Origin of the sequence: Arthrobacter sp. B1I2, assembly GCF_030816485.1 — a bacterium.
Lineage (GTDB): Bacteria > Actinomycetota > Actinomycetes > Actinomycetales > Micrococcaceae > Arthrobacter.
Genome location: NZ_JAUSYC010000002.1, coordinates 243,320 through 270,184 on the forward strand (window position 1 = coordinate 243,320; position 26,865 = coordinate 270,184).

26 protein-coding genes and 1 pseudogene are annotated in these 26,865 nt (G+C 59.7%); 12 read left to right on the top strand and 15 right to left on the bottom strand.

The features are described 5' to 3' along the window. Window positions 1-23: 23 nt before the first annotated feature. Genes QFZ57_RS21000 through QFZ57_RS21010 form a run of 3 tightly spaced genes read right to left on the bottom strand, consistent with a single transcriptional unit; the run spans window position 24 to window position 3,116 of the window. Window positions 24-893, bottom strand: a complete 870-nt coding sequence (locus QFZ57_RS21000; RefSeq protein ID WP_306901844.1) for a carbohydrate ABC transporter permease — start codon at window positions 891-893, stop codon at window positions 24-26. Further along, on the bottom strand, window positions 886-1,842 hold the full coding sequence (locus QFZ57_RS21005) for a carbohydrate ABC transporter permease (protein WP_306901845.1): 957 nt from the start codon (window positions 1,840-1,842) through the stop codon (window positions 886-888). Before QFZ57_RS21005 ends, QFZ57_RS21000 begins: the two co-directional genes overlap by 8 nt. Beyond that, window positions 1,839-3,116, bottom strand: coding sequence for an extracellular solute-binding protein (locus QFZ57_RS21010; protein ID WP_306901846.1), 1,278 nt, complete (start codon window positions 3,114-3,116; stop codon window positions 1,839-1,841). The genes QFZ57_RS21005 and QFZ57_RS21010 overlap by 4 nt, the downstream gene beginning before the upstream one ends. 201 nt (window positions 3,117-3,317) lie before the next feature. Here QFZ57_RS21010 and QFZ57_RS21015 point away from each other — a divergent pair, with 201 nt between their 5' ends. The 6 genes and pseudogenes from QFZ57_RS21015 (at window position 3,318) to QFZ57_RS21040 (ending at window position 8,859) form a co-directional block, all read left to right on the top strand. Beyond that, the gene (locus QFZ57_RS21015; protein ID WP_306901847.1) at window positions 3,318-3,902 is read left to right on the top strand and encodes a DUF624 domain-containing protein; all 585 of its coding nucleotides are present in this window, start codon (window positions 3,318-3,320) and stop codon (window positions 3,900-3,902) included. A gap of 40 nt (window positions 3,903-3,942) precedes the next feature. Beyond that, a complete protein-coding gene (locus QFZ57_RS21020) occupies window positions 3,943-4,971 on the top strand; it encodes a LacI family DNA-binding transcriptional regulator (protein WP_306901848.1) in 1,029 nt (342 codons plus the stop codon). A gap of 823 nt (window positions 4,972-5,794) precedes the next feature. Next, window positions 5,795-6,928 carry a tyrosine-type recombinase/integrase gene (locus QFZ57_RS21025; RefSeq protein ID WP_306901849.1) on the top strand — a complete coding sequence of 378 codons (1,134 nt, stop codon included), beginning with the start codon at window positions 5,795-5,797 and terminating at the stop codon, window positions 6,926-6,928. A gap of 112 nt (window positions 6,929-7,040) precedes the next feature. Continuing rightward, entirely contained in the window at window positions 7,041-7,655 is a 615-nt protein-coding gene (locus QFZ57_RS21030) for a helix-turn-helix transcriptional regulator (protein WP_306901851.1), read from the top strand. Then, on the top strand, window positions 7,652-8,200 hold the full coding sequence (locus QFZ57_RS21035) for a DUF6036 family nucleotidyltransferase (RefSeq protein ID WP_306901852.1): 549 nt from the start codon (window positions 7,652-7,654) through the stop codon (window positions 8,198-8,200). Before QFZ57_RS21030 ends, QFZ57_RS21035 begins: the two co-directional genes overlap by 4 nt. Window positions 8,201-8,293: 93 nt before the next feature. Then, window positions 8,294-8,859 (top strand): annotated as a pseudogene (locus QFZ57_RS21040) (recombinase family protein). Window positions 8,860-9,049: 190 nt separating this feature from the next. Here QFZ57_RS21040 and QFZ57_RS21045 read toward each other — a convergent pair. The 8 genes from QFZ57_RS21045 to QFZ57_RS21080 form a co-directional block, all read right to left on the bottom strand. After that, window positions 9,050-9,337, bottom strand: coding sequence for a hypothetical protein (locus QFZ57_RS21045; protein WP_306901853.1), 288 nt, complete (start codon window positions 9,335-9,337; stop codon window positions 9,050-9,052). A gap of 124 nt (window positions 9,338-9,461) precedes the next feature. Next, a complete protein-coding gene (gene yczE, locus QFZ57_RS21050) occupies window positions 9,462-10,154 on the bottom strand; it encodes a membrane protein YczE (protein ID WP_441296751.1) in 693 nt (230 codons plus the stop codon). An 860-nt stretch (window positions 10,155-11,014) separates the two neighbouring features. Beyond that, complete coding sequence (locus QFZ57_RS21055; RefSeq protein ID WP_306901855.1) at window positions 11,015-11,293, bottom strand: hypothetical protein; 279 nt, start codon at window positions 11,291-11,293, stop codon at window positions 11,015-11,017. Window positions 11,294-11,341: 48 nt separating this feature from the next. Then, window positions 11,342-11,770, bottom strand: a complete 429-nt coding sequence (locus tag QFZ57_RS21060) for a universal stress protein (RefSeq protein WP_306901856.1) — start codon at window positions 11,768-11,770, stop codon at window positions 11,342-11,344. Between the two features lie 287 nt (window positions 11,771-12,057). Then, the gene (locus QFZ57_RS21065; RefSeq protein WP_306901857.1) at window positions 12,058-13,263 is read right to left on the bottom strand and encodes a sugar ABC transporter substrate-binding protein; all 1,206 of its coding nucleotides are present in this window, start codon (window positions 13,261-13,263) and stop codon (window positions 12,058-12,060) included. A 191-nt stretch (window positions 13,264-13,454) separates the two neighbouring features. Further along, window positions 13,455-14,477: an ABC transporter permease gene (locus QFZ57_RS21070; RefSeq protein WP_306901858.1), complete on the bottom strand. Its 1,023-nt coding sequence runs from the start codon at window positions 14,475-14,477 to the stop codon at window positions 13,455-13,457. Continuing rightward, a complete protein-coding gene (locus QFZ57_RS21075) occupies window positions 14,474-15,496 on the bottom strand; it encodes an ABC transporter permease (protein ID WP_306901859.1) in 1,023 nt (340 codons plus the stop codon). Before QFZ57_RS21075 ends, QFZ57_RS21070 begins: the two co-directional genes overlap by 4 nt. After that, on the bottom strand, window positions 15,496-16,974 hold the full coding sequence (locus QFZ57_RS21080; RefSeq protein WP_306901860.1) for a sugar ABC transporter ATP-binding protein: 1,479 nt from the start codon (window positions 16,972-16,974) through the stop codon (window positions 15,496-15,498). The genes QFZ57_RS21075 and QFZ57_RS21080 overlap by 1 nt, the downstream gene beginning before the upstream one ends. A 644-nt stretch (window positions 16,975-17,618) precedes the next feature. Between QFZ57_RS21080 and QFZ57_RS21085 the strand changes: the two genes are divergently transcribed. The 6 genes from QFZ57_RS21085 (at window position 17,619) to QFZ57_RS21110 (ending at window position 22,814) form a co-directional block, all read left to right on the top strand. Beyond that, on the top strand, window positions 17,619-18,959 hold the full coding sequence (locus QFZ57_RS21085; protein ID WP_306901861.1) for a purine-cytosine permease family protein: 1,341 nt from the start codon (window positions 17,619-17,621) through the stop codon (window positions 18,957-18,959). A 276-nt stretch (window positions 18,960-19,235) separates the two neighbouring features. Then, window positions 19,236-20,264, top strand: a complete 1,029-nt coding sequence (locus QFZ57_RS21090; protein ID WP_306901862.1) for a zinc-binding dehydrogenase — start codon at window positions 19,236-19,238, stop codon at window positions 20,262-20,264. 118 nt (window positions 20,265-20,382) lie between these two features. Beyond that, window positions 20,383-21,168, top strand: a complete 786-nt coding sequence (locus QFZ57_RS21095) for an SDR family NAD(P)-dependent oxidoreductase (RefSeq protein WP_306901863.1) — start codon at window positions 20,383-20,385, stop codon at window positions 21,166-21,168. Then, the gene (locus QFZ57_RS21100) at window positions 21,165-21,911 is read left to right on the top strand and encodes an SDR family NAD(P)-dependent oxidoreductase (RefSeq protein ID WP_306901864.1); all 747 of its coding nucleotides are present in this window, start codon (window positions 21,165-21,167) and stop codon (window positions 21,909-21,911) included. Before QFZ57_RS21095 ends, QFZ57_RS21100 begins: the two co-directional genes overlap by 4 nt. A 206-nt stretch (window positions 21,912-22,117) precedes the next feature. Further along, a complete protein-coding gene (locus QFZ57_RS21105) occupies window positions 22,118-22,459 on the top strand; it encodes a FadR/GntR family transcriptional regulator (RefSeq protein ID WP_306901913.1) in 342 nt (113 codons plus the stop codon). Next, window positions 22,392-22,814, top strand: a complete 423-nt coding sequence (locus tag QFZ57_RS21110; RefSeq protein WP_306901865.1) for a FadR/GntR family transcriptional regulator — start codon at window positions 22,392-22,394, stop codon at window positions 22,812-22,814. The genes QFZ57_RS21105 and QFZ57_RS21110 overlap by 68 nt, the downstream gene beginning before the upstream one ends. A gap of 431 nt (window positions 22,815-23,245) precedes the next feature. On the opposite strand, the gene QFZ57_RS21115 is transcribed toward QFZ57_RS21110, so the two are convergent. The 4 genes from QFZ57_RS21115 to QFZ57_RS21130 form a co-directional block, all read right to left on the bottom strand. Next, window positions 23,246-23,464 carry a hypothetical protein gene (locus QFZ57_RS21115; RefSeq protein WP_306901866.1) on the bottom strand — a complete coding sequence of 73 codons (219 nt, stop codon included), beginning with the start codon at window positions 23,462-23,464 and terminating at the stop codon, window positions 23,246-23,248. A 229-nt stretch (window positions 23,465-23,693) separates the two neighbouring features. Continuing rightward, the gene (locus QFZ57_RS21120; protein WP_306901867.1) at window positions 23,694-24,512 is read right to left on the bottom strand and encodes a mesaconyl-C4 CoA hydratase; all 819 of its coding nucleotides are present in this window, start codon (window positions 24,510-24,512) and stop codon (window positions 23,694-23,696) included. Further along, window positions 24,509-25,333, bottom strand: coding sequence for an HpcH/HpaI aldolase/citrate lyase family protein (locus QFZ57_RS21125; RefSeq protein WP_306901869.1), 825 nt, complete (start codon window positions 25,331-25,333; stop codon window positions 24,509-24,511). The genes QFZ57_RS21120 and QFZ57_RS21125 overlap by 4 nt, the downstream gene beginning before the upstream one ends. After that, window positions 25,330-26,862, bottom strand: a complete 1,533-nt coding sequence (locus QFZ57_RS21130; RefSeq protein WP_306901870.1) for a sugar ABC transporter ATP-binding protein — start codon at window positions 26,860-26,862, stop codon at window positions 25,330-25,332. Before QFZ57_RS21130 ends, QFZ57_RS21125 begins: the two co-directional genes overlap by 4 nt. Window positions 26,863-26,865 lie beyond the last annotated feature (3 nt).

Genomic DNA, 26,865 nt, shown 5'->3' on the forward strand with positions numbered 1-26,865 from the left:
GTTGTTCCTCTTGTTTGGAAGGGTCAGCCCTTGAGGCCTGCGCTGGCCATGCCCTCTACGAAGCGCTTCTGGGCAAAGATGAACAGGATGATCATGGGCAGCGTGGCAAGCGTGGCGCCGGCCATGAGGTAGGGCCACTGCACGTTGAGCGGATCCTGCGAGAAGATCGCAAGCCCTACCTGCAGGGGCCGGAGCTCATCGGAGTTGGTGACGATGAGGGGCCACAGGAAGCTGTTCCACGCCGCTTCTATCTGGAAGACGCCGATGGTGACCAGAGCGGGTTTCACCAGGGGCGTCATGATGCGGAAGAAGATCCCGAATTCGCCGAGGCCGTCCACACGCGCCGCATCCGCCAGCTCGGAAGGAAGCGTGACGTAGAACTGGCGCGCCAGGAAGGTGTAGAGCGGTGCGATCGCCAAAGGGATGATCAGCGCCCACCAGGTGTTGAGCCAGCCAGTCCCGCCCATCCCAAGGATGTCGTTTCCACCGAAGAGCGGGATGGACTTCACCAGGAGGAACATCGGCACCAGAATGATCTGGAAGGGAACCATCATCAGGGCGATGAAATAGTTCAGGATTCCCTTCGCGCCGCGGATCGGAGCTTTTGCCAGGGCATATCCGGCCATGGTGCAAAAGACCAGGGTCAGGGCTGTCTGCCCGACCGTGAGCACCAGGCTGTTCCAGAAGTACCGGAGGAACGGTGCTGCGTCCATTGCCTCCACAAAGTTGGACCAGTGGAACTCTCTGGGCAGCCAGGTGAACGTTCCGACCTCGCCGGTTGATTTGAGCGCGGTGAGGATCATCCAGATGAACGGGCCGACCATGAGCAAACTGCCCAGTGAGAGCACAACGTAGAGGACCACGCGCCCCGGGGTTAGTTTCGTCTTAACCATCCTGGTTCTTCCTTTGCGAACGACCACCCAGGTAGATGAAGGCAGCGACGAGTATGAGCATGATGACCGTTTCGGCCGAGGCATAGCCCAGCCGGAGGCCTTCGAAGGCGTTGTTGTAGATGTCGAAGGTCAGCACGGTCGTGGAATTGACCGGACCACCCTTGGTCATAACGAAGACGAGGTCGAAGACCTGGAAGGTCTGCACGATGGCGGTGATCAACACGAAGTAATGGGCGGGTCCCAAAGCCGGCCAGATCACGTTCCGGAAAACCTGCCAGCGATTGGCGCCATCCAGGTTTGCGGCCTCCAGCAGTTCCTTGGACACGCCCTGCAGGGCGGCCAGATAGACGATCATCTTGGCACCAAGTCCTTGCCACACGCCGACGGCGATCAAGGCGGGCAGGGCTGTGGCGGGGTCATTCAACCACTCGGACCGCGTGAGTCCGAAGAGGCTACCAACAGCGTTGGCAAGGCCTGCGCCCGGGTGGTAAATCCACAGCCACACCGAGGCGACAGCCACGGTTGCGGTCACGACGGGCAGGTAATAGACCGTCCTGAAGAACCCCAGACCGCGGATCTTTTGGTTCAGGCCCAACGCGATGATCAAAGCCAACCCCATGGACAGGGGAACCACGGCGAGAGTGTAGAGGATGGTGTTGCGGAACGCCGCTTGGAACCGGGTGTCCTGGAACAGCTCCACGTAGTTCTCAGTGCCGATCATCTGCCAGGCGCCGGAGAAATCGTAGTTCGTGAAACTCAGGAAGATTGCCGCGAGGGCTGGTACGGCGAGAAAGAATGTTGAATGCAGCAGGGCTGGTGCCAGGAACAACCAGCCAGCGCGGGACTGCTGACGGGTGAGTCGTGACTTCCGCCCCGCAGGGCGCGCGGCGCGGGTGTTAGCCGCCCCCGCCGCGCGCACCGCTGGTTTGGTGTCCTTAAGAGTGCTCACTTTGATTGCTGCTCCAGGGCCTTGAGCGTTTCCTCTGCAGTTTTCTTGCCGAGCAGGGCGTCATCAAGGCTTGTTCCGAACGTTCCCCGAAGATCGAGCCAGTTGGCAGCTCCGCCCTCAAACTTGGCGTCGGCCAGGTTCGCGGCTACGAACGTGCTCGCCGGGTTGGACTTCACGACAGCCGAGTCCGCGGCGTCCTTGCCTGCCGGGACGGCGAAGTTCAGGGTAGCAATGCCCGCTTCAGCTTCCGGCTTGCTGAGCTCCTGGATGAAATCCCAGGCCGCTGCCTTGAGCTTGCTGCTCTTACCGACGGAGGCAAGCTGCCCGCCGGTGAACATGGAGCCTTCCTTGTCCTCGAGGTTGAAGTAGACGAGGTCGTCACAGACGGCCTGGCCTACGCCCTTGTCCGAGCAGTCAATGTATCCGCCGGTGAAGCCCATGGCAGCTTCGCCCGTGTTGACCAGCGGGGACTTTGCCGCGTTCTGTGCACCGTACTTCTGCACGTTATTCACCATAGACTTCATCCATTCAAGGGTCTGAACGCCCTCGGAACCGGCGAATTCAGCCCCACCGTCGGTGTTGTAGAGGGGCTTGCCCAATGAACCGAGCAGAGCGACGAAGTCCTGACGGTACCCGCCCGGTGCGGCCCAGAAGTCAAAGCCTGCCTGGGTGATGTTCCCTGCGCCATCCTTGACGGTGAGCTTCTCGGCAGCGGTCTTGATTTCGGCCATGGTTGTCGGCGGCTTCGACGGATCAAGCCCTGCCTTCTCGAAGAGCGATTTCCGCAGTGCCAAAGGCTTGGGCCCGGCGATCAACGGAACGGCATAGACCTTGCCCTTGTATTCCGAGGCCGGAACGAGGGCCGGATTCGTCGATTCTCCGAGCGATTCAGCGGTGGCGCCAAACGTTGAGAGGTCTTCAAAAACGTTCTTGGCGGCAAACGGAGGCACCCAGCCGATTCCGGTTACCAGCACGTCGTATCCCTGGCCTCCAGCAATGGAGGTGGAGATCTTCTGGTTGAGGGTGTCGAAAGTGGCAAAGTCAGGTTCGACAGTTACCTGCGGGTACTTCGTCTTGAAGGATGCCACTACCTTTTCGAGCTCGGCTTTACCTTCGTTGCTGGCTGGGTAGCTGGGAACCAGTACCCGGAGAGTCCCTGTTACTTCCGCGGGATTGGAAGCGGGGGCAGTAGATGTACCGCCAGAGCCACAGGCTCCAAGGGCAAGGGTGCCGGCGACTGCCAGCGCGAGAAATCCTGCACGTCGACGTGCCATATCAAATCCTCCTGATGTAGCCACCCGGCGTTGGATGGCGCTGCAATGAGTGTATGATATCGATATCAGAGGCGCAAGTCACAGCCGTAGATTCATAGGATGATGAGACGGGAAACGGCTCCGCTCCCCCAGCAACGATGCTGCAGACAGTGAATGGAAGTTATGGAACAGCAAAGGCGCAGGCCCCGAAGTGCAGCAGTCATGGCTGGCTTGGAAACTGTCGGGGACACCCTCCTGCTGCAGGTCCTGTTCCTGCTCGTCAGTCTTCCACTTTTCACCATGGTTCCTGCAGCCATCGCCTTGCAGCGGGCGCTGCGCAAAACCGTCATCGAGGAACGCCCCGGAGTGGCCCGCTCCTTTTTCCGGGAGTTTTCGTGGGCCTGGCCGCGTATTGGATACCTGGGTTTGGCCGTGCCGGTAGCCATGGCAGCAGCCGTCTTCTCCATACTCTTCTGGCTGGCAACACCAGGAGCTCCCGGCCTGCTGGCCCTGTGCGTGATCATCCCTATTTGCGGCATCGGGGCCGCGGCGTACGTGGCGTTGCTGGCAGCGTCTATGGTTGCTAAGGATGACGCCACCCGCCCGGAACTGATGGGATCGACCCGGGCCTTGGTACTGGCTAGCCCACTGCCCCTTGCCGGGTGCGTGGTTGTCTTGAGCACCTGGCTGCTTCTTGCCCTCCGCCTGCCGACGTTGATTCCCCTGGGCAGTGGATTAGTCCCTGCCTTCCTTGCGTGGCTTCTGGTCCGCAAACAAATGGACAACAGCAATGACGCTACGGGATAACCTTCCCCTTGAAGCTTGAATCGGAACTACGAGGACTGACATGAGAATTACGAAAGATTCCCGACAGCCGGTGATCGCCGACGTCGCCCGCCTTGCGGGTGTCTCCGTACCAACAGTCTCGCGAGTTTTGACGGGAAACATCCCGGTCAGCGAGGAGCGTCGGCAGAGAGTTCTGGCCGCAGTCGAAGAACTGAACTATCGACCCAGTTCACTCGCGAGGGCCCTCAGGAGCGGCGAGCGATCGATGATAGCCATCTTCGCGGCAACCACCTCCACCTTCGGGTATGCCAACACCCTTGCTGGCATCGAGGAGGTAGCCCAAGGAGCTGGCTACTCCGTGGTGATATCGGCAGTAAAATCCTCCGAGGACTCGGATGTGAAGGCCGCGCTCGAAATCGCCCTTCAACAACAGCTTGCAGGAATCATCGTCCTGGACTTTGACCCATCAGGCGCAGAAGTGCTCAAACAACTTCCCAAAAACATACCCACCGTCGCTGCATCCGGATTCTCCTCAGGCCAGCCAGGCTTCCCCTACGCATTCATTGATGAGTACGCAGCCGGCCGTGAGGCCACCCAACACCTGCTCAACCTAGGACACTCTACTGTCCACCACCTAGGCCTCTACCCCCTGACCCAGTTCTCCGGGCGCTACCAAGGATGGCATGACGCGCTCACTGACGCCGGCATCGAACCACCCGCAGTACTTGAAGCCTCCCGCGCCCCAAGATCCGGCTATGAGCAAGGACTTCGGATCGCAGCGGACCCCGGAATAACGGCTGTCTTCTGCTCCAACGACGGGCTAGCTCTCGCCGCGCTCCGCGCACTCAAGGAAAAGGGAGTCGCGGTCCCGAGCGAGGTATCCATCATCGGCTGGGATAACCAGCCCTTCAGTGAGTTCACATGGCCCGCCCTCAGCACCGTGTCGCCGGACTTCAAAGACCTGGGCGTTAGAGCATTCGGTTTGCTCCAGCAGCAACTGTCAGGGCAAGAGGAAATTTCCGACTCTTCCGCCCGACCCCAACTTCTCGAAAGAGAATCCACTGCGGCGCCGGGTCGCCGGGGCCTTTGACAGTAGTCCTCAGCTGAACCCGGAAGATCCAAAGAACCTGGCCCCAAACATGGAATCCGCACAGTTAGGGCACACCCCAGCCTGACGGATAAACCCCCTGACAAGGGAGGACTTGGTCGATGCGCTGAACTTCAACTCGTACTCCGGCGCCTTGATTCAGTCACGGCATGTGAATTAGCTACCCCTGCCCGGAGTGGTCCTCATCAAAGTCGGGTTTTATAGGACATTTTCAATGATTCGCAAGCTTCCCCGCCCCTAGTGCCTTCCCCGTGGCTGTCAGGGTGTGATCTGAGCACATCATGAGCCACTGTCAGTGAAATGAATTGTCGCCTTATTCTGACACTGACGTCAGACAGCCACGACTGCGGCAGATACCGTCACGAGTGAGAAGAGCATGAGGGCCTTAGGGCCGGAGCAGTAACGCTGAATTGACGGCCAGCATCAACGGCACTGATTCGCCGTGCCCGATGACCTTGCGCTGGCGATTCCCCGGCTGGGCGATAATGGAGAATCTCGATCGGATCCGCTATTCTCGGCGTTCATTCAAGGGGCGTAGCCGTGCCAGGAGCAGGTCAAGCATCCGCCAAGCGGTTCAGAAGTTCAGCGTCGTGGTCCAAAACGAAATTGAGACCCTCTTCAATCTCTTGACGGCGCGGGCTTCTAGAACACCGGCTGCTTGAGTCTGCAGCATCCCGTTGCTCCCGGCCGGAAATTTGCCCTGAAGGGATACGGTCGTCGCTAGGGCCGGGACGTTTCGTGGGCATAGGCCATCATATCGGGGCTATTAGCTGACTGTGAGTGACATCGGGCGTAGCCTGTGGTCGTGGCCAGCATTGTCCCCCGCCCGCGCTGGGATGGAACTACGGCGTTTTCGGTGCGTTGGCGGGACCCTGGGACCCGTCGGCAGCGTCGGTTGACTCTGCGGTCGGAGCAGGAAGCGACCAGCCTCGCGCGTCACCTTAACGACAACGGCCAGATCCTGGCGCATGTCCTGCCGGACGCCAGGCCGGGGAACCCTGATGTTCCCACGGTCGCGGACGTAGTTCAGGAACATATCGACCTGCTCGTCCGCCCCTCGCCCGGCGCGATCGGAACCTACCAGCGGATACTCGACCTGCACATTCGGGAGTCGATTGGCACCATACCGGTCGACGAGTTCGGTTACCGCGACACCATGCAATGGCTCAAGCACCTGAGCGCCAAAGGTGCCGCGCCCAAAAGCATGCACAATATGCACGGGTTGCTCTCGGCGGCGATGAACACCGCCTTGCTCCTCGGATACGTGTCCCGCAACCCCTGCCGCGGCGTCACTCTGCCAACAATTGAGCGGGCAGACGACGACGCCATGTTCCTCACCCACGAAGAGTTCAGTCTCCTCCTTGAGGGCATTGATGAGCACTACAGGACGTTCATTCAGTTCCTGGTCATGACTGGAACGAGGTTCGGTGAAGCAACCGCAATGAGGGTCATCGACATCGATCTGCGCTCCCGCCCGGCCACTGCACGGGTGAACAAGGCGTGGAAGCGCGACGGGCATTCCCGTTATTACGTCGGGCCAACCAAGACCGCAGCGGGCAGACGAACCATCGGCCTTAACCCGGCCCTGGTGGAGTTGCTGATTCCCATCGTGGCAGGCCGGCCGGGTAGCGATCTCCTGTTCACGACGACCGACGGCGGGCGGATCTCTCACAAACCATTCTGGCAACATCACTGGGTGCCGGCCATCCACACAGCCCAAGCCCGCGGATTGGCTAAGACGCCGCGTATTCACGACCTTCGACACACTCATGCGTCATGGCTTATCCAGGACGGCGTTATGTCTCTCTTCGCGATTTCACGTCGGCTCGGTCATGCATCAGTCCAAACAACGGAGCAGGTGTACGGGCACCTCATGCCGCAGGCCCTTCAAGACGGCGCAGACGCTACCGAAAGGTCCATTCAAGGAATCCATTCATAGAACAGCAGCGACAGCACCTCGCTTGCAGTTCCGATTCGGTCTGCCTTCCCGCCCCATCCTAAAGCTTCCACTCGCACACTATGATGGATATAAGTGACAGGAGGTGTAACAGGTGAAGGCAATTCAGGACGCTCGGGAGCTTGGTGAGAAGGTGAAACGGCACCGCCACCATGCGGGACTGTCCCAGGAGACGCTTGCCCGCAATATCGGAATCAGCCGGTCCACCATCATCGATCTTGAGCAGGGCAGAAATGTCTCCATCAGCACGGCCCTTAAGGTCCTTGCACAACTTGGCGCTGGACTCAGCATCACGGAGACCCCTGCAGAGCCGGAACTCTACTGGACTGCCGAATCGGCAGCCCGTGAGATCAAGCGGGAGCTGCGCAACGGCGATCCGGACTTCGCCATGCGGGTGCTTTCCATGGCGGCCAGTTACTTTGACGATCTGGATCCCTCCGGGCGCCGGCGCTTCCTTCGTGCCCGGCCCCCGTCCACCGGTCGCAAGCGCTGGGATACCTTGCTGGCCAGGACCTTCGCGTACAAGTGCCACCAGCACAGTCTGAAAGAGCCCGCATGGACGAGCACGCCGCCGCTGGAGTCAAAATGGTACGCCACCCCCCGCAAGCACGTTTCCCCTGCATGGAAGCTACGCATGGCGGAACGGACCCCCGTTGAATTCTCAGAGGCAAACATCGCGTTCGATCCAGCCAACCTGGCCGCAGCATGACACCGGCCCGACGGGCAGCCCTTGGACCGGATGACATACGGGAGCTTCTGATCGAGCTCTCCCGTCGGCTCCAAGCAAGGGGCGCCGCAGCTGATATCTATCTTGTCGGCGGCGCTGCTATCGCTGTGGAGTTCGACTCCCGACGCTCCACAACCGACATCGACGCTGTGTACAAGCCGGAGCAGACGGTGCAGGAGCTCGCCACGGACATGGCTGCCGAGCTCGGCCTGGATCCTCGGTGGCTGAACAACGCCGCCCGCGCCTACATACCCGACGGCGAGGACTTTGAGGCAGCGGAGGTTGCCATTGCCGACAACCTCATGCTGCGCGTCGCCTCACCGAGATTTCTGCTCGCCATGAAACTCGCAGCCGGCAGGGACCGGGATATTCCCGATATTGCCGTGCTCTGCAGGGCGCTGGACATCAAGACCGCAGAGGCGGCCGTCAACGTAGCGATCGAGTTGTACGGCGAGGATTCAATGCAGCTCAGCAACCGCGATGACCTGCTTCTGGTCGCCCGCGAGGCCCTGGACTCGTTCCGCTGACATGGCCCTCAGGGCAACATTCCCGCCGACCTATTGACGCCGTACTGAGTGTGCCCTGAAACTCAACCTGACGTGTTGAGGGTGGGAGGCTAAATGGTTGGTCAGCGAATCGGGTACGTGCGGGTGAGCACGCTGGACCAGAACGAGAAACGCCAGCTCGAAGGCCAGGTTCTTGACCGGGTGTTTACGGACAAAGCCTCCGGGAAGGACACCGCCAGACCCAACTCGCCGAACTGCTGCGCTTCGCCCGCGATGGCGACACCGTGGTCGTGCACAGCATGGACCGGCTCGCCCGGAACCTTGATGACCATCGAGCTCTCGTCCAAAGCCTCACCCGCAAAGGCGTGGGCGTCGAATTCGTGAAAGAGAACCTGCTCTTCACGGGCGAGGACTCCCCCATGGCCAACCTGATGCTGTCCGTCATGGGTGCTTTCGCGGAGTTCGAACGGTCACTAATCAGGGAGCGCCAGCGGGAAGGCATTGCCCTGGCCAAGCAGCGCGGAGCCTGCAAAGGACGAAAAAAGACACTCTCGCCGGAACGGGCCGCAGGGATGGTCGAGCGCGCAGGCACCGGGATACCAAAAGTCGCCCTTGCCCGCGAATACGGGATCAGCAGGGAAACCGTATACCAGTACCTGCGCCACGCCCGACTGGAATGACGGTCTCTCTTCAGGGATGCACGATGCTGGCAAAGCGGCTCGCTAGCTTTACAGAAGGTACGTTATCGGCGCTTAAAGGACGCGAGTAGAAGTAGCTGCTAAAACTTCCATCCCATGACGAATTCGGTGTTTCCCCGGCCTGGGTTGCTGTTACTTACTACCGAGCCTGGTCGTCGAGCTCGGCGGGCGGCTAGCCCAAGCCTCGGTCGTTCACTAAAACGGTGTTCATACAGTCCTCATAGACGGTGTAACCGCAAGCAATATCCGCGGCGGTTTCAACAGTGTATTCTCCTGGCCCGATTCGGGTCACTCTGATGCCATGGTTCTGCGCAAGGGCGTCGGGGATGATTCTGCCGACAGCCGAGTTCAGAAGATCGTCGATCCGGGAGGCATCCGTCGTCGTTACGCGAAGGATCGTGCTGGGGGCTTGAATCATTTGCTCTTTCTCATTCCTTGCCGAAAGGTTGCTTGCTGTCATGCGGCAAGCCGAGGGGCTATTCCCGGCTCCTGAATACCCGTTCATGCCAGTTGAAAGCGGCTGGGGGGAGAGGCCGCATTCACGCCCTGGGTCGGTACCGGACGGCAGCGGCAAATCGATTTCATTAGCTCTTAGCCGGGGGTACTTGTGCCACAAGCAGGTGTTCGCTCATGTTGTCCTCGCGTTGGCCGATATTGACTGAGAACAGCCGTAGTGCCAGCTGGATGAGGGGGCCTACAGACACAGCAAAAATAACGGTGCCGATACCTGGTGTGCCGCCCAGCAGCCACCCTAACGCGGTTACAGAAACTTCTAGCAGCGTTCGCACCGTCCAGATGCGCCGACCTGTGCGCGCCACTAGTCCGGTCATAAGCCCATCACGGGGACCTGGCTTCAAATTCGCGCCGATGTAAAGGGCGGATGCAAAGGGGAACAATATCGTTCCAGCAAGGAGAAGGACTGCCTGCACGAAGGGACCCCACAGAGACTGTGCATCCGTCGCAGGAACTACAACCAGCGACAGGTCGACAAAGCAGCCAACCAGCAAGGCATTCGAGATCGTTCCCACTCCTGGCTTCTGCCCCAAAGGAATCCAAAGCAGTAAAACCACGATGCTTATGAGAATCGTGGCAGTGCCAAAGCTTGTTCCAGAGGAACGCGCGATCCCCTGGGCGAGAACGTCCCAGGGTGACACGCCCAAACCGGAACGCAAGCTCAGGCCTATAGCCAGGCCGCATCCGAGCAGGCCTAGGTAGAGGCGCACGAGACGGGCCGCTATATGCTGGGTTGTTAGGAAACGTCGTATGGGACGGGGCACTTCAAACTCCGATGGGCCGTTGTTTTGGACGGTTAGCCCCGAGCGAACCGCCCGGTCTGGGATGGGGTAATCGATTGTTTGGATCTCAACTAACAAGGCATAGCGACAATTTCTGCAGGACCGCTTATCGCACCGGAACCCTTCGCTCGCGCACAATACGATAGCCATGAGACGCAGTCATTTTGGATCCAATATCCAAATTATTGTAAGGCTGGGTGTACCTATTTACAAGGTATAGGCGTGACCCACCCAGTGAGCGAGCGGTACGTGTGGGCCGAAGGGCTGGGAAACCACCTTGTCAGGCTGCTCGGAACTGGTACGGGCGCTCTTACTGCTGTGAAGTTTTCGTTAAGGCCAGCAGGCTTAGAGTTCGAGCTCCCAGTCCTTGACGTTGGCGATGGGGCCGAACACCGACTTGTCGATGTCGCCTTCCAGCCGCTCGCGCTCGAAACCTTCTTCGGCCAGCCCGGTTCGCCGGGGCCGGCTTGCCTACGGCGACGACGTCCGCCGTTCCGGTCCCGATCAGTTCCGTGGCGTCTGAGGGGTCATCAAGATTGCCGTTGGCGATAATGGCCACCTGCCCGAACTTCTTGGCTAGGGCTGCCAGCGATTGCGTCGTGCTTCCCGAGCCCGCAGCGCTGCCTGCGCAAATCCTTTTACGGTCTCGGTGATTTGCTCGTACGTCATTTACGTAGGCATCCGGTACGGACCACTCCCCAGGTACATCTCGAGTTGTTCGCCCTTTGCGCGAACGGCAGATGGGCCGATGAGAATTGACTCATATCGACTGCCTTCATACTGCGGACCGGCGTGCATCAGCTGGGCGAACATCTTGGCGCCGCTGGCATGGACCCTGTTGGTTACCTTCTTTCAAGAGGCAGTGGTTCCGGCAGCGCTAGCCCCGGCTGGTAGAGGTTGCCCTGGCTGAAGGTGGTGTCGGTGTAGATACCTTCGGTAATGAGGAGCCCGAATCCCACCCTGGGCAAACCGGTCGTAGCGGCCATTTTGTCGGTAGCCTCACCGGTGTACGTCGCGCTCACTCGTGTCATCGGCCGCCAGTGCCACCCGGTTATCAAGTGGAACTTGGCCAAGCTTGATGGGTCAAAGAGGTGGGAGTGTTCGTACTCAGCAGCAGTCATGGCGTTTCTCATGGTTTTGGCGGCACCAGAATCGGGCACAAAAGTCAGCTAGTCAACGTCGTATGTGTTTGCAATGTAAACGTCGCAGGGCGCGCTGTGCGCCACGCTGTTGGCCACGCTGCCCAGGACGCGCCCGATACCCTGCATTCTACGGTTTCCGACTACGATGATGCGGGCGTCCAGGCGCAGGGCTTCCTTGATGATGGCATCTGCAGCCCGGCCTCGGGCTGCAGAGTAGGTCACTTGGACGTTACTGCCGAGGGATTCCGCTACAGTACGTGCCACGTGTTCGGCCGCATCAAAAGAGGTCACGGTGAACCTTTCGCTGCCGCTGCCGACCACTTCGGTCCGGTCAGTGTCGAAGGCCGAAACCACATGGAGTGGTGCGTTCAGGGCTGCTGCAAGATCGCGGGCGCACTCGGCTGCTTTTTTTGCTGTCTTGCTTTCGTCAACCCCGACAATGATCACTTCACTCATTTGTGCTCCTTTGCTTGGTTCCCTGGGATTTTCTGTTCTCATCGCTCCAGTGAGCCGATCGGTGGTTTCCTGCTGCAAGGGACAGCTGGATGAGAGCGCGCTGAATATGGGAAATGCGGACCCACGCCGCTGGCTGGATGGTTAGGACCCGTAATCGCACTGCCAAAGCCCCTCGTCCGTCCGTTTCGCGGCCTGAGGCATTGAGGACCGAAAGGCAACTGCTGGTGTCAGGTCGTCTCCCAGCTTTGATGTTGACACCTGACACCAGCAGTTGCGGCATGTTCTGACTATTCCTCGATGCAACCCGGAAGGCCCACCGGGGTTTGTCCGGTCATCACCGGTCCAGGCTTCCAGCCTTCGTCGCATTTCCCACGGGAGTAGATACGCCGCTGAGGGGGCTGAACGTATTTCGTCATGTCGGGCAACTGTGTGAGCTTTTCTACCGGTTTGCCGGACTTAGCCGAATCCAGCGTGATCTCCGGAAGAAGTGTCGGTTCGAATACCTCGGTCATGAGTGCATCGTCGACTGACTTGAAGTAGTTACATCCGTCCTCGATTACGTTGCCGGCGCACTCTTTGGCTGTTTCATTGGTGACCCAGGGCATCGGCATTTCAATGTTGCGGTCTACTGATTCCGGCCCCTCGGCGAGGATCTTCAGTCCAATTTTCATTGCGACACCGGCCTGAGCTGGAGGGGAACCGGCGGAGATTCCCGGCCACCCCTCACCGATGGCGGCCCGGAAATAGTTTGAGTTTTCACCGGTGACCGGAATAGTCTTTCCAGCAGCCTTCAATGCCTTCACCACACCGGCGTCGCCGTCCTGGGACCAGACCCCGTCAACGTCAGGGTGAGCAGCAAGTGCCTTCGAGGTCTCCTGCTGGGCGACCGACGCATCCCATTTGCCGTAATACTCCGCAACTACCTCAATGCCGGGGTACTTGGCGAATACCGCCTTCGCAGCGTCGCTGTTCACGTTGTCAGTGGACACACCTGCAATGCCTCGGTTCATGAAGATTTTCCCCTCGCCTTTGAGGAGGTCAACGAGCGCCTGGGCGCTTTGTGCGCCGAAGAACGGCTTGTCAGGTTGTGCAGCAGGAGGGGCGGTTAGATATTCAACATTCCAAGCACAGGGGGCGTTAACAGCAGAGTCGAACATAACGAACACGACTCCCCTGTCGCACCCCTGCTTGATCACCGGATCAAGTGCGGTTGGTGAAATGGGGAAACTTACGATCAGTTTGGCACCCTCTGCAATCATTGACTGGTAGTCGGAGATTTGCTTCTGCACGTCTGAGCCGGAAATAACCTTCCTGGCTTCGTATTTGGCTGCAACCTCTGGCGACGTTGCAATCGCCATGGCAATGTTCGCAGCCTCTGTCGGCCAGTTCGTTCCGCTGTGGGCCATTGCCACATAAATTTTCGGCTTGCCTGAAGCCGATTCACCACTCGAAGCGCAGCCGGCCAGCGTGATCGCGCTGACGACAGCCGCCATTAGTCCGACTACACGTCGGACACCTGTTCTGTGGAACATGATTCGTCATTCCTTACTAGTAGATGAATAAGTCAGCACGTAGTTGCTGGCATGGAGGGGAACTCCCCATGGGAATCGATGAGCCGGTGCTGGGCAGTCCGCCGCTTCGGCGCCCCCTGAGTTTCAGAAATATCCGGTACTCCGTTGTCCCCTCATCGTGATACCCGGCGCAATCCGCTCAACAGGGCGACGAGCACGACGCCACCGTAAAGAACTTGCTTGTATCCCTCGCTCAGGCCGGCGGCGCTGATGCAGATGCCGAGAATAGTCAGCAGGAACGCCCCTCCAACCGTTCCCACAAAGCTTCCGCTCCCGCCTTTGATGGATGACCCGCCGACGACCACTGCAGCAATGCTGGGAAGCAACCACGGAGCACCGATATTCAGGTCCGCCCCTGAGCCGTAGCCAAGCAGCAGCACACCGGCAAGGCCGAAGGCGGCTCCGGCGATGCAATAAACCAGCTGAAGGGAGCGGGCGACAGGTATACCGGCTATCTCCGCTGCTCGGGCCGAGTTACCAATCGCATATGTCCGTCGCCCGAGCGCCGAACCGCTCTGAACCGTGTAGCAGATGATGAGAGTCGCCACCAAGATCCAGGCTGCGATCGGAACGCCGAGGATAGTCGCATCGATGGCGAACAGCGCCGATAGCTCCGCTGGTGAAGTCTGGCCCGGATTTCCGGCACTAAACCCAAGGAGCCCAGAGGCGACGATCGAGCCGATCGAGAGAGTGACGATAAACGGCGGGAAACCACTGCGGGAAATAGTTACCCCATTTATTAGACCCACCAAGCTTGCCAGCGCGATGGCTGCCGCCACTGCCACAAGCGTCGGGAGCCCGTGCGATGTGAAGTAGCCAGTTGCGAAAGCCCCGAGTGCCACGGATGAGGGCACGGACAGATCCACACCTCCCGAGAGGATAATTAGACCTTGTCCAAATGCGACCAGCACGAGAAAAAGGGCGAGGATCAATACATTGCGCAACAGTGTGGTGGACGGGAAGCTCTCACTAACCAATCGCGAGGCTGGAAAGGCAAGTACGGCAAGAGACCAGACGGCAATGGTGCCCGGCGGGAGCGCGCGCAGCCGCTGGAGGGACGCCGCAACGAACACCTCAGCATGAGTTCCGGCACTGGCAGGCGCGGTAGAAACACCGCTTTGTTCCGATGTTTTCACAGCAGCGACTCCTGATTGGTGGCGAGGTTGGCATCGTCATTGCGTGCAGATGAACGGCGTTGTCGCCGGCTTGCCATGACATACCGAGCAGCGGCAGGCGCTGAGAGGGCGGCCAGGATGACGGCGCCCTGGATGGCACCCACCCAGAAATCAGAGATTCCTAGAGCGAAGAGCAGCCTTTGGATGATGATGAGTGTGCCTGCGCCGAAAATGGCACCGATAGCGCTACCAGCTCCACCACTGAAGCTCACTAGTCCCAACGCCATGGCCGCAAACGCTGTAAGGAGAAAGGGTCGCCCAGCGTTGGGATCACCTGTCGCTGTTACAGCAGCGAGGTAGAGACCGGCCATCGCATATACCCCACCCGCCAACGCATAGCAGATGATCTCGGCGGTGGGCACATGGACGCCTGACATCCCCGTTGCGGACCGGTCTGCGCCAATGGACAGTGCCGCGATTCCGGTGCGTGATTTGCTAAACGCAATCCACAGCAGGCTGATCACCAAGACCACAATGAGCGCTGTCGGGACGAAACCAATTTCGGTGGTCAGGAATGAGGAGAATTCAGCCGGAACGGAACCTCCCGGGCCCGGCATCAAGACGATTGCAACGCCGCTCAATATGATGAATGATGCGAGCGTAGCGCCGAGCGACTGTAGGCCGGCCAACGCTACCATCATGCCGTTTAATGCACCGACTACCAGCCCACCAAGAACAATTGCAGCAGCAATAAGCCACACGTGCTCGGGTGACTTCTGCATCTGGGTAGCTGCCAGGACATTGGCTACGCTGATGACTCCGGCTACCGAAAGATCGAATCCTCCGGTGATCATTACCAAGGTCACGCCGACGGCAGCTAAGGCGAGCGGCGTCATGATGACGAGGAACCCTGTTATGGCGAATGACGTCCTGGATGCGGGTGAAACCACCGTGAGCATCAGATAGAGCGTGAAGAACAGTATGCCGGAAATCCAGATCCCGTAATGGACGCGGCTGCGAGCGAAGGAATAAGCGCCCATCACGCCACCGCCGTCGAGTGTCCGAGTGCGCTAGCCATGATTGCTTCCTCGTCAATGTCGGGGCCGACGTGCTCATCGTTGATGCGGCCGGCGTACATCGAGTAGACGCGGTCGCAAAGACCGGTCAACTCCGGGATCTCGGTCGAATAGACCAACACAGCCTTGCCCTGCTCTGCAAAGGCCCGAGCCATGTGATAGATCTCCACCTTGGTCGCAGCATCGACACCGCGCGTGGGATCAAAAAGAAGCAGACAGTCGGGATTTGCCAAGATCGCCCGAGCGAATACAACCTTTTGCTGGTTGCCCCCGGACAGCGCGGAAATAGGGAGGTCCAGTAACTCCTTCTTAATGTTGACCTTGTCCGCCGACTCCCGTGCGTAACCACGTTCTTTGGCACGTTTTATCAGTCCGAACTTTCCCAAGGACCCAGCGCTTGCGACGCTAAGGTTGAAAGCTGTAGACATGTCCATAAAGAGTCCCTCTGACTTTCTTTCCTCAGGGACCAATGACGCGCGGTTCCCCTTGGGCGACGTGGTGTTTGAGGCCGCGTGCCAATTGGCCGATCCAGCTGCTACAGGTAGAAGCCCGGCGAGCGAGTAGAACAATTCCCGTTGACCTTGGCCTTCAAGGGCCGATACGCCAACAATTTCCCCCCGACGGACGGCAAGTGTGGCGTCTTTCAATGCAGGAGCTACCGCGAGGTTGTCCACCACCAGCACCGGTTCGCGCGTTTGCTGAGGATCCGCCTTGCCGGGAAACGCTTGAGACAAGGACCTTCCGATCATTAACCGGATCAACTCATCAGGGTGAACATCGCCGCGGTCAAAGGCCCCCACAACGCGGCCATTTCGCAGCACAGTGCCGTGGTCACATATTTCCTTGATTTCGGCCAGCTTGTGGGTAATGTAAATCACCGCTGTCCCGTCCGCGGTGACGCGTCGGATCTGGCGGAATAGCCACTCCGGATCAGATAGTGCGCCCGTCGGCTCGTCCAGGATCAAAAGCTTTGGGGATGAGGATAAAGCATTGACGATCTCGACTTGCTGACGTTGCGCCAAGCTCAAGTCGCTAATCCGTGTGCGTGGATCGATATCTTCCAGATCCCACTCCTTCAGGTGCGCCGCGGCACGCGCTGCAGTGGCACGTTCGGAGACCAGGCCAGACCACGCCCGCGGTAGAAGCGGGAGGCACAGCTTCTGCCCGACGGTAACGTTCGGCGGCGAGCTCAACTCCTGAAACGCCATCGCGAGACCAGCCGAACGAGCAGCATCCGGATCGCCGGACGGCACCTCCACTCCATCGACCGAAAGGCTGCCCCCATCGGGCCGAACAAACCCAGAGAGGACCTTCATCAGCGTCGACTTCCCAGCACCGTTTTCGCCCAAAAGCCCATGGACCGCGCCGCGTTCAAGCTCCATACTCACGCCAGCGAGTGCCACAGTCGGGCCAAACCGCTTTTCGACGTTGACGATTGACACAAATGACATCGCCCAGACTCCCTCTTTGAATTGTGATGATCCCCTGGGCATGCCAAGCATCAGGTTGGTTTCTTGAGCACCCGCCCATCAGGCCCCGGGCCTGCGGTCTTCGTTCCTCTTAGTGCGCCACCGGGAAAACTTTCGCGGGGCTATCCTCTTTGCAGCTTCAAAGCTGTGTTTCCTTGTGCTTATTGAACCCAAATCAGCGTTTCTGGATCCAATATCCAAGGAGAATATACGTGAGAAGCGCCACATCTACAAGAGTGCGGTGCGGGAAGACTCTCGAGCTCTCCTGCTGCTGACTGATGACTGCAGTGGGAAAGCTTCTACGGAACGAGCAACGCCGGATATAGCCGCCGCCACGTCGTGATGGTGCACCACGTGCTCAAGCAGGTGCGGAAGCGTTCCAGGGGGCGTTGCCGACTTGTAAAACCTTTGCCACAAAACCGGAGCCGGTTGCCCATGTGTCCTACCTCACGTACCCTAGCTGCAGGAGTGACTTTTGGATCCAATATCCGAGAGGTGGGACAGAGGGGTGCGGTTTGGATTTTCGTAAGTACTTTCGAGGGCCTGAGGCAAGCTTGGATGAGCAGGTCGAGAGCTATGCAACAAGCAGGGTTCCGGCAAATATGCGCTGGCCCCGCATGGCAATCCTTCTCATACTGAGTGGAAATGTCACGGCCATGTTCTGGTTCTCCTTCGGGGGCCAGTTGGCGTTCCTGGTCGGATGGCCGATGGTCCTGGTTCCCGTCGCTTACATGGTTGTAGGCGCCGCCCTCATCGGCGGGCTCATCATGCGCATCGCCAGCAAAGAGGGTCTTTCGCTGCCGCTGCTCAGCAGAGGCCTGGGGTTCGGTGTCAAAGGATCCGCGGTGGCTTCCATCGTTTATGGCGTCAATTACATTTTTTACTTCATTTTCGAGGGAAGCATCGTCTCTCACGCACTCACCGAGTTCGCCGGCATCCCGGTAGATTCAATGGAGGCAACCCTCATCTTCGCCGGCATCGCCCTCGTGGCGCTCTACTTCTCCTGGCGGGGCATGCACTCGATGAACATCCTGCAGCGCTTCGGGATGCCAATCTTCCTGATCCTGTTTGTTATCGGCATGTTCATGCTCGCCAATGGGTATGTCCTAACCGGCCCGGGCGAGTGGCACGCAGGCCCTGTCAGTGAAACTGCACTACTGCAGGCGCTTGGCCTCATGAACGGACAGATCGTCTTTCAGGGCCTGACGGCCACCGACTACGGACGGTTCGTAAAAACGTCCGTCCGGTACCGCGGAACTGCCCTGCTGATGTTTGTCGAACTGCTCATGATCGCCGTGGTCATGCTGGCGGGAGCCTTCATCTCATTCACGATGCTTCCAGCCTTCGCTGGAAGGGCCAATCCCGAGCTGGCAGCCATAGACCCAGGCCTGTATTTCGCTCTCTTCATGGGGCTTCTTGGCGTGATCTTCACGGTAATAACCCAGGTGCGGATCAACGTGATCAACCTCTACTCCGGATCGCTCGCCTTTTCCAATGCTGCCGACGCCCTGGGTCGCCGAAAGATTGGCAGGCAGTGGTGGATGGTTGGACTAATCGCCGTCGGCGTTGTCCTCTACCCCATCAACATCCTCCAGTACACGGAGACATTTCTTGCACTCACGGGCATCATGACCAACGCCTGGATCGTAATCCTGCTAGCGGACTACCTCGTATGCCGCAAACTCTTGCGGCTTGCTCCGAGTGCCAATATCGAATACGAAGAGGGGAAGGTCCGCAGCTGGAACCCGGCGGGCCTGGTCGCCATGTCCATCGGAATCATCGTCGGCGGCGCAGGCATTTTCGGTGCCTACCCTCTGTATCTGGCTTCTGTGGTGACAATGGCCGTGTGCCCTCTCATCTACATCCCGATCATGGCCGCGACTAAGGGCCGGTTCTACCGCAAACCCTTGGAACAACTGTCCATACCCGAACACGCCGAAGAAGTGTTGACACGTTAAGGGCTTACCCGTCGCCGAATGTTGGCGCGGGGAGGGGTTCTTCGAAACGTGTTGACGTGTGAAAGCCCACTATGCAAAACTTTTTGGACTGATCGATCCAAAAATGCGGGATCCACGAAATGCACCCGATCAGGAAGCGCACCCGCGCCGATTCACCCGCAACGGTTCCGGCTCCACGCAGGCACCAAGTTTTCAGGGAGTGGTCCCCTTGCCTAAGGCCACACAGCCAACAAATCTCCCTCACTACCTCGTGGGGACCTGGAAGGAAAACTTGTTATGAAAGCAATGGCATTCACTGAATTCGGTGATCCGGACACACTGCAGATGATGGACCTGCCGGACCCTGTTGCAGGCCCCGGCCAGGCAGTCATCCGCGTAGGCGCCGTTGGCGTGAACCACTTCGACCTGGACATCCGCGCCGGACTGTCCCGCCTCGACCACCCCTCACCCCACATCCTGGGCATGGAATTCGCCGGCGAAATCGTCTCCCTGGGCTCCGACACCGAAGGCTGGAGCGTAGGGGACCATGTCACTCCCCTGTACCAGGTAGCCTGCCGCGAATGCCCGGCCTGCGAAGCGGGCGAGCAGACCCACTGCGTCCGCCTGCAGATGTACGGCGTACAGCGCGCCGGCGGCTACGCCCAGCTGGCACTGGCCAACACCCGCGACCTGGTCCGCCTGCCCGAAGGCACCGAATGGGAAACAGCCGCAGCCGTCCAGCTCACCTACGGCACGGCCTGGCACTGCCTGATCACCCGCGCCAAACTCCAGCCCGGCGAAACGGTCCTCATCTCCGCCGCCGGCAGCGGCGTCGGCACCGCAGGAGTCCAGATCGCCAAAATGACCGGCGCCCGCGTCATCGCAACCGCCGGCTCCGCGGAAAAACTCGAACGCGCCCGCGAGAACGGTGCCGATGAAGTGATCAACTACACCACCGAAAACCTCACCGAACGCGTCATGGAACTGACCAACGGCCGCGGCGTGGACGTCGCCTTCGAACACGTCGGCGGCAAGATCTTCGAGGACACCTTCGCCTCCGTCGCCAAGCAGGGACGCATCACCGTCTGCGGCGGCCACGCCGGCGAAGTCGTCAACCTCGACCTCATCGAACTGTTCCGCACCGAACGCACCATCCTGGGCTGCTGCCGCGCAAGCCACGGCGAACTCCGCAAAGTCCTCGACCTCGTCGCCCAGGGACGCCTGCACCCCATCGTCGGAAACACCCTCCCCCTCGAACAGGCAGCACAAGCCCACCGACTCCTCGATGACCGCGCCGCCTACGGCAAAGTCGTCCTCACCCCCTAACCCCCAGCGCGGCCGGGGCCAGCAGCCCCGGCCGCGCAACACCACGACACATACAACGGTCGGGTAAGCGGGATCTTGAGCCTTTTCAACGAACCAATTATTTATGAGGAAATAATCCATGCCAGAGCAAGACAAAGTCGCCAGCGGCAGTCCCGTCGTAGTCATTACCGGAGCTGCCAGCGGTATCGGTCGTGCAGTTGCCCAGCGCTACGCCAAGGAGGGCTTCCGAACCGTCATCGGGACTTTCCCGGGGGATCCTCATGACCCGAAGGGGACGCTAGCGCTCATCGAAGAAGCCGGGGGCGAGGGACTCATTGTGGAAGTCGACGTGCGCAGCAGTCGACAGGTCGATGCGTTGGCGCAGACCGCATTGGACGAGTTCGGGCGGATAGACCACGTGGTGGCGAATGCGGGAATTCTTCGCCGCGCAGCCCTTGCCGAACTTACTGATCACGCCTGGGATGAGATGCTCTCCGTAGATCTCACGGGCGCGCTCCGTCTGTTCCGTTCCTGCGCCCCGTATCTCACTTCGGGCGCTTCAATGGTTGCTGTCTCCTCCATTGCCGGAGGTGTTTACGGTTGGGGCGAACACGCGCACTACGCCGCTGCAAAGTCCGGTCTTATCGGTCTTTGCAGGAGTCTGGCGGTGGAGCTTGCGCCCCGCGGTATCCGGGTGAACTCAGTCATCCCCGGGATCATTGAGACCCCTCAATCCTCTGACCCCACGAACTCCCTTGGGCCTGAAGGCCTGCGGCAGGCGGCAGCGACCGTTCCGCTTGGCCGGGTCGGTACCGCTGACGAAGTTGCCGACGTTATTTGGTTCCTTAACTCACAGGACGCCCGGTATGTCACGGGGCAGGAACTCGTCGTGGACGGTGGCCTTATCGTTGGGATGCGCGAGTGAGCAGAATACAGACCTTGCAGGGGCAGAAAGCTTTGGTGACCGGCGGTGCCAGCGGCATTGGTCGGGCCATTGCTACGGCGTTCATCCACGAAGGGGCGGACGTCGTCATCCTCGATCGTGATTCCGCAACTGCACAGGCAGCATCGGAGTCTATTGGCGCAGTAGGGTTTGTCACCGCCGATGTAGCGGTTCGTGAGGAGGTTGCTTCGGCAGTCCGGGTGGCCGAGGACAAGCTGGGCAGCATCGATATTCTCGTCAATGCCGCGGGAATCGTCAGCGAGTCACCTATGGTAGACATGCCGTTTGCTCAGTGGGAGCAGATGCTGGCCATCGATCTAACGAGCGTTTTCCTGGTATGTCAAAGCGTGGTACCAGGAATGCTCGATAGGGGCCATGGACGTGTCATCAACATAGCTTCCCAACTCGCCATCAAGGGCGGCAGCGCGGTGTCGCACTACGCCGCGGCAAAGGCTGGCGTTATTGGCTTCACCAAGTCGTTGGCCCTGGAAGTCGCGGGCGCCGGAGTCTTGGTGAATGCCATCGCTCCGGGTCCGATTGAGACACCGCTCCTGAATGACTTGGGCGAAGACTGGATCGCAGCCAAACGCGCCGAACTGCCGCTGGGCCGCTTCGGTCGCCCGGAAGAAGTTGCCCCGACAGCTGTATTGCTGGCGAGTTCGCCGGGAGGAAATCTTTATGTAGGTCAGACACTGGGTCCCAACTCAGGAGACGTTATGCCTTGACATTTTGAGCGCAGAGGGCCTCGACGGGATGCTTCCGTCGAGGCCTTCACCGTTCCCTAGTCCAGACCAAACACCAAGCAGGCATCCCGGGCTCCCGCAAGCGAAATTTACCGGTGTCGTTTGTGGGGCGCACATCCAGAACACCATTCTTGAACCGATCGGGAGAGGGGTAGCAGGACATGAACGACGACGTCCGCGCCCACAGCATGGTCTTGAGATGGATAGAGCGCCAGTTCTTAGCGGGCGTGGTAGGAATCGGTGACCGGCTACTGCCTGAGCGGACGTTAGCGGACATCCTGAACGTGTCCAGAACGTCTGTCCGTGAAGCCATACGGATTCTCGAAGCCATGGGCATAGTCAGGGCGGGAGTCGGATCCGGTCCTGACGCAGGTACCGTGGTGACGGCTGATCCCGCTGGGAGCATTAACGGCCGCGCTGCGCCTTCACGTCGCGACAGCCCACCTGCCGGTTGTCGGCATTGTGGAAACACGGAAGCTTTTGGAGACCTGGTCCGCTACCCATTCAAGACCAGATTCTCCAGCCCTTGAAGACGCGGCGAATATTCTCCAAAGGATGCCGTTCGAAATTGAACCACAGGCGTATCTCGACCTGGATGCCAAATTTCACCGGGCTCTCGTCAAGGCCGCGGACAACGTAGTGGTCGACGCGTTGATGTCATCCCTCCATGATTCGATCCGAGGCTACACAACGCTGTGCGCGTCGATGACTGACGATTGGGAAGACGTGCGGATCAGGCTTCAAAAGGAGCACGAGCTGATTCTCGACGCGTTCCTTCGCGGCCAACACGGAAGCGCTGCAAATCTGGTGGCTGAGCACATCGACAACTACTACAACCACGCACGAATTTCTGAACGCGGGAATGAACTACGATCGCCGTACTAACGAACTTGCGTAGCAGACGAAGCGTGTGTGACTGGGCTGTCACACAGCTGGAAGACGGACTGCCCCACAGGCAATGCCAAGACACTTGAGATTGACCTGGTGACGTGAGGGGATGCGCGTTCACAGATTGCAGGGCGTCCTGCCGTGTCAATTTTGCCCGTTGCGCAAGTTATCGCCAGAGGCAGGTGGCCCAACATGTCAGGCCCTTGACTGCGTTGCTTAACGACCGCGCACTCGAGCTCAGCCGTACGAAGGCACCGGCCCGGCCGCTCCTGGTGACCCGGCGGTGTCTGTGGCGTCTTCACATCGATGGCCGAGCGAGACATCACGGCAGGGCCGATCGCCGCCCTAACCGTTCTTGGCAACTTCTGGCCCCTCAAACAATCAGTGCGGGAGCTTGCTGATTGCCGGGGCTGGCCCATGTCTTTTCGTTAACCGTTCGATTCCCACTTGTAGTTGATCCAGACCTCGACCCTGTCATTGCGGAGGAAGAGCCGTCGGTTCTGGCCCCATCCTGCCTGGAGCCAAAGTACGTCGTTGTCTTGGGTGACGTCATCGATAGTGCCTTGGTCGACGAGGCCTCCGCTAACCCTTATTTGCACCCACTGGCCAACCAGGGGTTTCCAGTCTTCATGAGGGTGGTAGGCCACTGGACATCCCTTCTGTTACACTGATCCGGCACCGGCCCCCGGCCATCGGGGTGCTTGTTGCGAGTATGAGCTTGCCGGTGCCGGAGGCTCTCGCGAATGACAAAAGTTGCGCCCCTTCCGAACCTCCGTCAGGCATGTGCAGTGACTGGATCAGCCGGTTGCCTTGTCGAGGTGTGGCTAGCCGGTCAGGTGCGCCTGGCCTTGGGAGTGGCCGCAGATAACGGGCCTTTTACGTTGCCAGCGGCTCAAGTGAGCCGTTCGCCGTTTCGCCGCCCCGGGCGTTGTAGACACTGGCACCGCCTTTGAGTAGTCCGTCCTGCGCCGCGACAACGCTGAGCCTCTGCACGCCTATCATCGGAGCGACGAGCCGGTAGGCGAAAGTCTGTCCGGTCAGGCTTGTGCCTGACCGTCGGAACAGCTCGCCCATAAGGAGTGCCTGCAATGGTCCGTGCACAACTAAACCCGGGTAGCCCTCGTGGGCCGCCCAATTGTGGTCGTAATGGATGCGGTGGGCGTTGTATGTGAGGGCAGAGAATCGGAACAGAAGCGCTTCGTCCATGCTGAGGTCGAGACGTGCTTCCCGTTCAGGGATCTCCGCAGCGGCCGGTCTTGTATGGGCTCCCGTGCTCTCCCCGCGATAGACGATGTCGTTGTCCTCCACAATGCGGACCTCCCCGTTTTGGGTGATCTCGTTGCGGACAGTCACGAAGGTCAGAGGTCCTGATTTCCCTACCTTGTTTGTCGTCGTCAGTACCCGGGTCAGGCGGGTCGCTTCTTCACCGAAGATGAGATTTCCGTATGTGGTGACGCGTCCCCCGGCGAACATGCGCCGCTGACCGGGTCCGGGGGGCGCCGGGACGCCGGAGGTGGGGTGCCCGTCGGGGCCCAGGTCAGCATGCGGCCGCCTGGCGAGGAGGTAGACCCAGTTCCAGAGCGGCGGGAGGCTGCCATGCGGTATGTCGGCGCCGATCAGATTCGCTAATGCTATGGCGGGTTGTGGCGTGATCAGCTCGGTTACCAGCTCTTGGTCATCTGCGGGTGGGCTCATTGTGCCCTCGCGATGATGCGTTCGGCACGGGCCACGACAGGGGCGTCGACCATTTGCCCGTTCACCCGTACAGCTCCTCCGGTGCTGGCGGCCAGGATTTGCTGAGCCCACTCAATGTCTGCGGCGCTTGGACTCATGGCCTCGTTGACGCCTGCAACCTGTCGGGGGTGGATGCACAGTTTTCCAGTGAATCCGACGGCGCGCGCCTGTGAGGCATCCATGCGGGCTGCCTCGTCGTTGTCAAGGTCTGTCGTAACGCTGTCAATCGGGCCGGCGATTCCTGCGACCCGGGAGGCAAGGACAAGTGTTGACCGCGCGTAGGCCATGGCTTCGGGTGCCGGTGCGGCGTCGATGTCCACTGCGAAGTCCAGATGTCCGAAGGCCAGGCGCACAACGCCGGGGGCGGAAGCCAATTCGGTAGCGCGGAAGATTCCGGCTGCTGTTTCCACCTGTGGTATCAGGGCAACGTCAGGGCCCAGCCGGCGGTGTAAGTCTTCGAGCACTGCGACGTCGCTGGCCATGGGGAGGATGACGGCCTGAAGACCGGGCAGGCCCGCCAGGGCTTCGACGTCGTGTTGGTAGTTATCGCTGGTGACGTCGTTGATCCTGACCGCGGTCGTGTGGCCGTGCCCTTCGTCCGAAAGCCACTTGGTGGCGTTGGCGCGTGCGTCGGCTTTGTCTTCTGGTGCCACGGCATCGCCAAGATCGATGATGATGAAGTCAGTTCCGCTGCTCGCGGCTTTGGGGAACCGGTCCGGACGCGTTGCCGGCACGAAAAGCCAGGAGCGCGCTGCTCCGGCGTTGACAGTGGTAGTGATCATGTTGTCTCCGTTCGAAGGCTCAAGTCAGCGAGCCGTTCCTCTGTAAGTTCTGGGCCTTTTACTTCAGCGATGATCCTGCCGTCGCGGAATACAAGTACCCGGTCGCACATATGGGCCAAGTCTTCGTATTCCAGGGACGCGTAGAGCACCGACATGCCTGCACTGACTGCTTCCTGAATTGCCGAGAAGATCTGCTGCCTCGCCCCGACGTCGACACCTTGAGTTGGCTCATGAAGGAGGAGAAGCTGGGGCGACATGGCAATCCAACGGGCCAGCACGGTTTTTTGAGCGTTGCCGCCCGAAAGGGAGCCTATGAGTGCTTCGCTGTCGCGGGGGCGGACATCAAAATCGTTGAGAAGGGAGTTGACTCGCGCCCTCTCCTGACGCTGGTCGATCCGCGCACCCTTAGTAAGGGAGGGAAGCCATGGAAGACTCATGTTTTCGCGAACGGTGAGCTGGGCCGCTACGCCTAGGCGTGCCCTGTCCGCTGGGACCAGAGCAAGTCCGTTTTCGATCGCTGCTCTCGGGTCAAGGTTGGAGATGTTCAGGTTTTTCGCGCCCACGCTCATCTCGCCGGTGGCCGTGTTTCGGAGTCCGGCGAGGGCGTAAGGGACGTCCTCAAAGCCGCTCCCAAGCAACCCTGTTATTCCAACTACTTCTGAACGCCGGACTTTGAAGTCGAGGACCGCTCCTCGACCCAGATCCAGGTTTTTGACGTGGACGACTGGTTCACCGCTGGGTTCCGGGAGGCTATCCGGGTAATAATCAGTGATCTTTCGCCCGACGATGAGTTCGACGAGGGCATCTTCGTCTAATGCGCTGGTTTCTCCGTGGCCAACCAGCAACCCGTCGCGCAGCACCACAACTCTGTCTGTGACCTCGGAAATTTCGTCAAGTCGGTGGCTGACGAAAAGAATCGCGTTGCCGCGCTGCGCGGCTGAGCGCATTGCGATGAAGAGTTGCGCTACTTCCTGTCGTGCCAGATAGGGCGTGGGCTCGTCGAGCACGAGAAGGCCTGTTTCGCTTCCTTCGAGTTCCCCTACTGCACGGGCGATCGCGAGAACGGCCTTTTCCCCAGCAGAGAGTTCCTGAACCTTGGTGTCTAGGTCCACATTGAGGTTGAAGTCCTTGAGTAGCCGGCGGGCTGAGGCTCTTGCGCTACCCCATCGGATGTGGCCACTTTCCCTGGCCCAACGGTTAGCCATAATGTTTTCCAGAACGGTTCCTTGGTCGAAGAGCCCCAGGTTCTGGTGGACGAATGCCAAGCTTCCGGCAGATTTGGATTTAGCGTCGAAGGGTTCGCCATTGATCAGGATTTCCGCTCCGGGGTCAGGCTCATGGTAGCCGGCGATGACCTTGATCATCGTTGACTTGCCGCACCCGTTCTGACCCAACAGTCCGACGATCTGCCCCCGGGTAACGTCGAGTGATACGTCCTTCAGGACCGTACGGCCATTGAATGACTTGCTCAAGTTCCTGACGGACAAGACGGGGTGTGTGACAGCGGACTCTGCCGCAATTGTGCTCATTAC

Excerpts from the sequence above, each read along its gene's own strand:
- QFZ57_RS21090 (WP_306901862.1), top strand. The coding sequence starts at position 19,236 with ATGAAAGCAATGGCATTCACTGAATTCGGTGATCCGGACACACTGCAG.
- QFZ57_RS21105 (WP_306901913.1), top strand. The coding sequence starts at position 22,118 with ATGGTCTTGAGATGGATAGAGCGCCAGTTCTTAGCGGGCGTGGTAGGA.
- QFZ57_RS21075 (WP_306901859.1), bottom strand. The coding sequence starts at position 15,496 with ATGGGCGCTTATTCCTTCGCTCGCAGCCGCGTCCATTACGGGATCTGG.
- QFZ57_RS21045 (WP_306901853.1), bottom strand. The coding sequence starts at position 9,337 with ATGACAGCAAGCAACCTTTCGGCAAGGAATGAGAAAGAGCAAATGATT.
- QFZ57_RS21020 (WP_306901848.1), top strand. The coding sequence starts at position 3,943 with ATGAGAATTACGAAAGATTCCCGACAGCCGGTGATCGCCGACGTCGCC.
- QFZ57_RS21060 (WP_306901856.1), bottom strand. The coding sequence starts at position 11,770 with ATGAGTGAAGTGATCATTGTCGGGGTTGACGAAAGCAAGACAGCAAAA.
- QFZ57_RS21095 (WP_306901863.1), top strand. The coding sequence starts at position 20,383 with ATGCCAGAGCAAGACAAAGTCGCCAGCGGCAGTCCCGTCGTAGTCATT.
- QFZ57_RS21130 (WP_306901870.1), bottom strand. The coding sequence starts at position 26,862 with ATGAGCACAATTGCGGCAGAGTCCGCTGTCACACACCCCGTCTTGTCC.
- QFZ57_RS21085 (WP_306901861.1), top strand. The coding sequence starts at position 17,619 with ATGGCAATCCTTCTCATACTGAGTGGAAATGTCACGGCCATGTTCTGG.
- QFZ57_RS21120 (WP_306901867.1), bottom strand. The coding sequence starts at position 24,512 with ATGAGCCCACCCGCAGATGACCAAGAGCTGGTAACCGAGCTGATCACG.
- QFZ57_RS21065 (WP_306901857.1), bottom strand. The coding sequence starts at position 13,263 with ATGGCGGCTGTCGTCAGCGCGATCACGCTGGCCGGCTGCGCTTCGAGT.
- QFZ57_RS21125 (WP_306901869.1), bottom strand. The coding sequence starts at position 25,333 with ATGATCACTACCACTGTCAACGCCGGAGCAGCGCGCTCCTGGCTTTTC.
- QFZ57_RS21000 (WP_306901844.1), bottom strand. The coding sequence starts at position 893 with ATGGTTAAGACGAAACTAACCCCGGGGCGCGTGGTCCTCTACGTTGTG.
- QFZ57_RS21055 (WP_306901855.1), bottom strand. The coding sequence starts at position 11,293 with ATGACTGCTGCTGAGTACGAACACTCCCACCTCTTTGACCCATCAAGC.
- QFZ57_RS21015 (WP_306901847.1), top strand. The coding sequence starts at position 3,318 with ATGGCTGGCTTGGAAACTGTCGGGGACACCCTCCTGCTGCAGGTCCTG.
- QFZ57_RS21010 (WP_306901846.1), bottom strand. The coding sequence starts at position 3,116 with ATGGCACGTCGACGTGCAGGATTTCTCGCGCTGGCAGTCGCCGGCACC.
- QFZ57_RS21035 (WP_306901852.1), top strand. The coding sequence starts at position 7,652 with ATGACACCGGCCCGACGGGCAGCCCTTGGACCGGATGACATACGGGAG.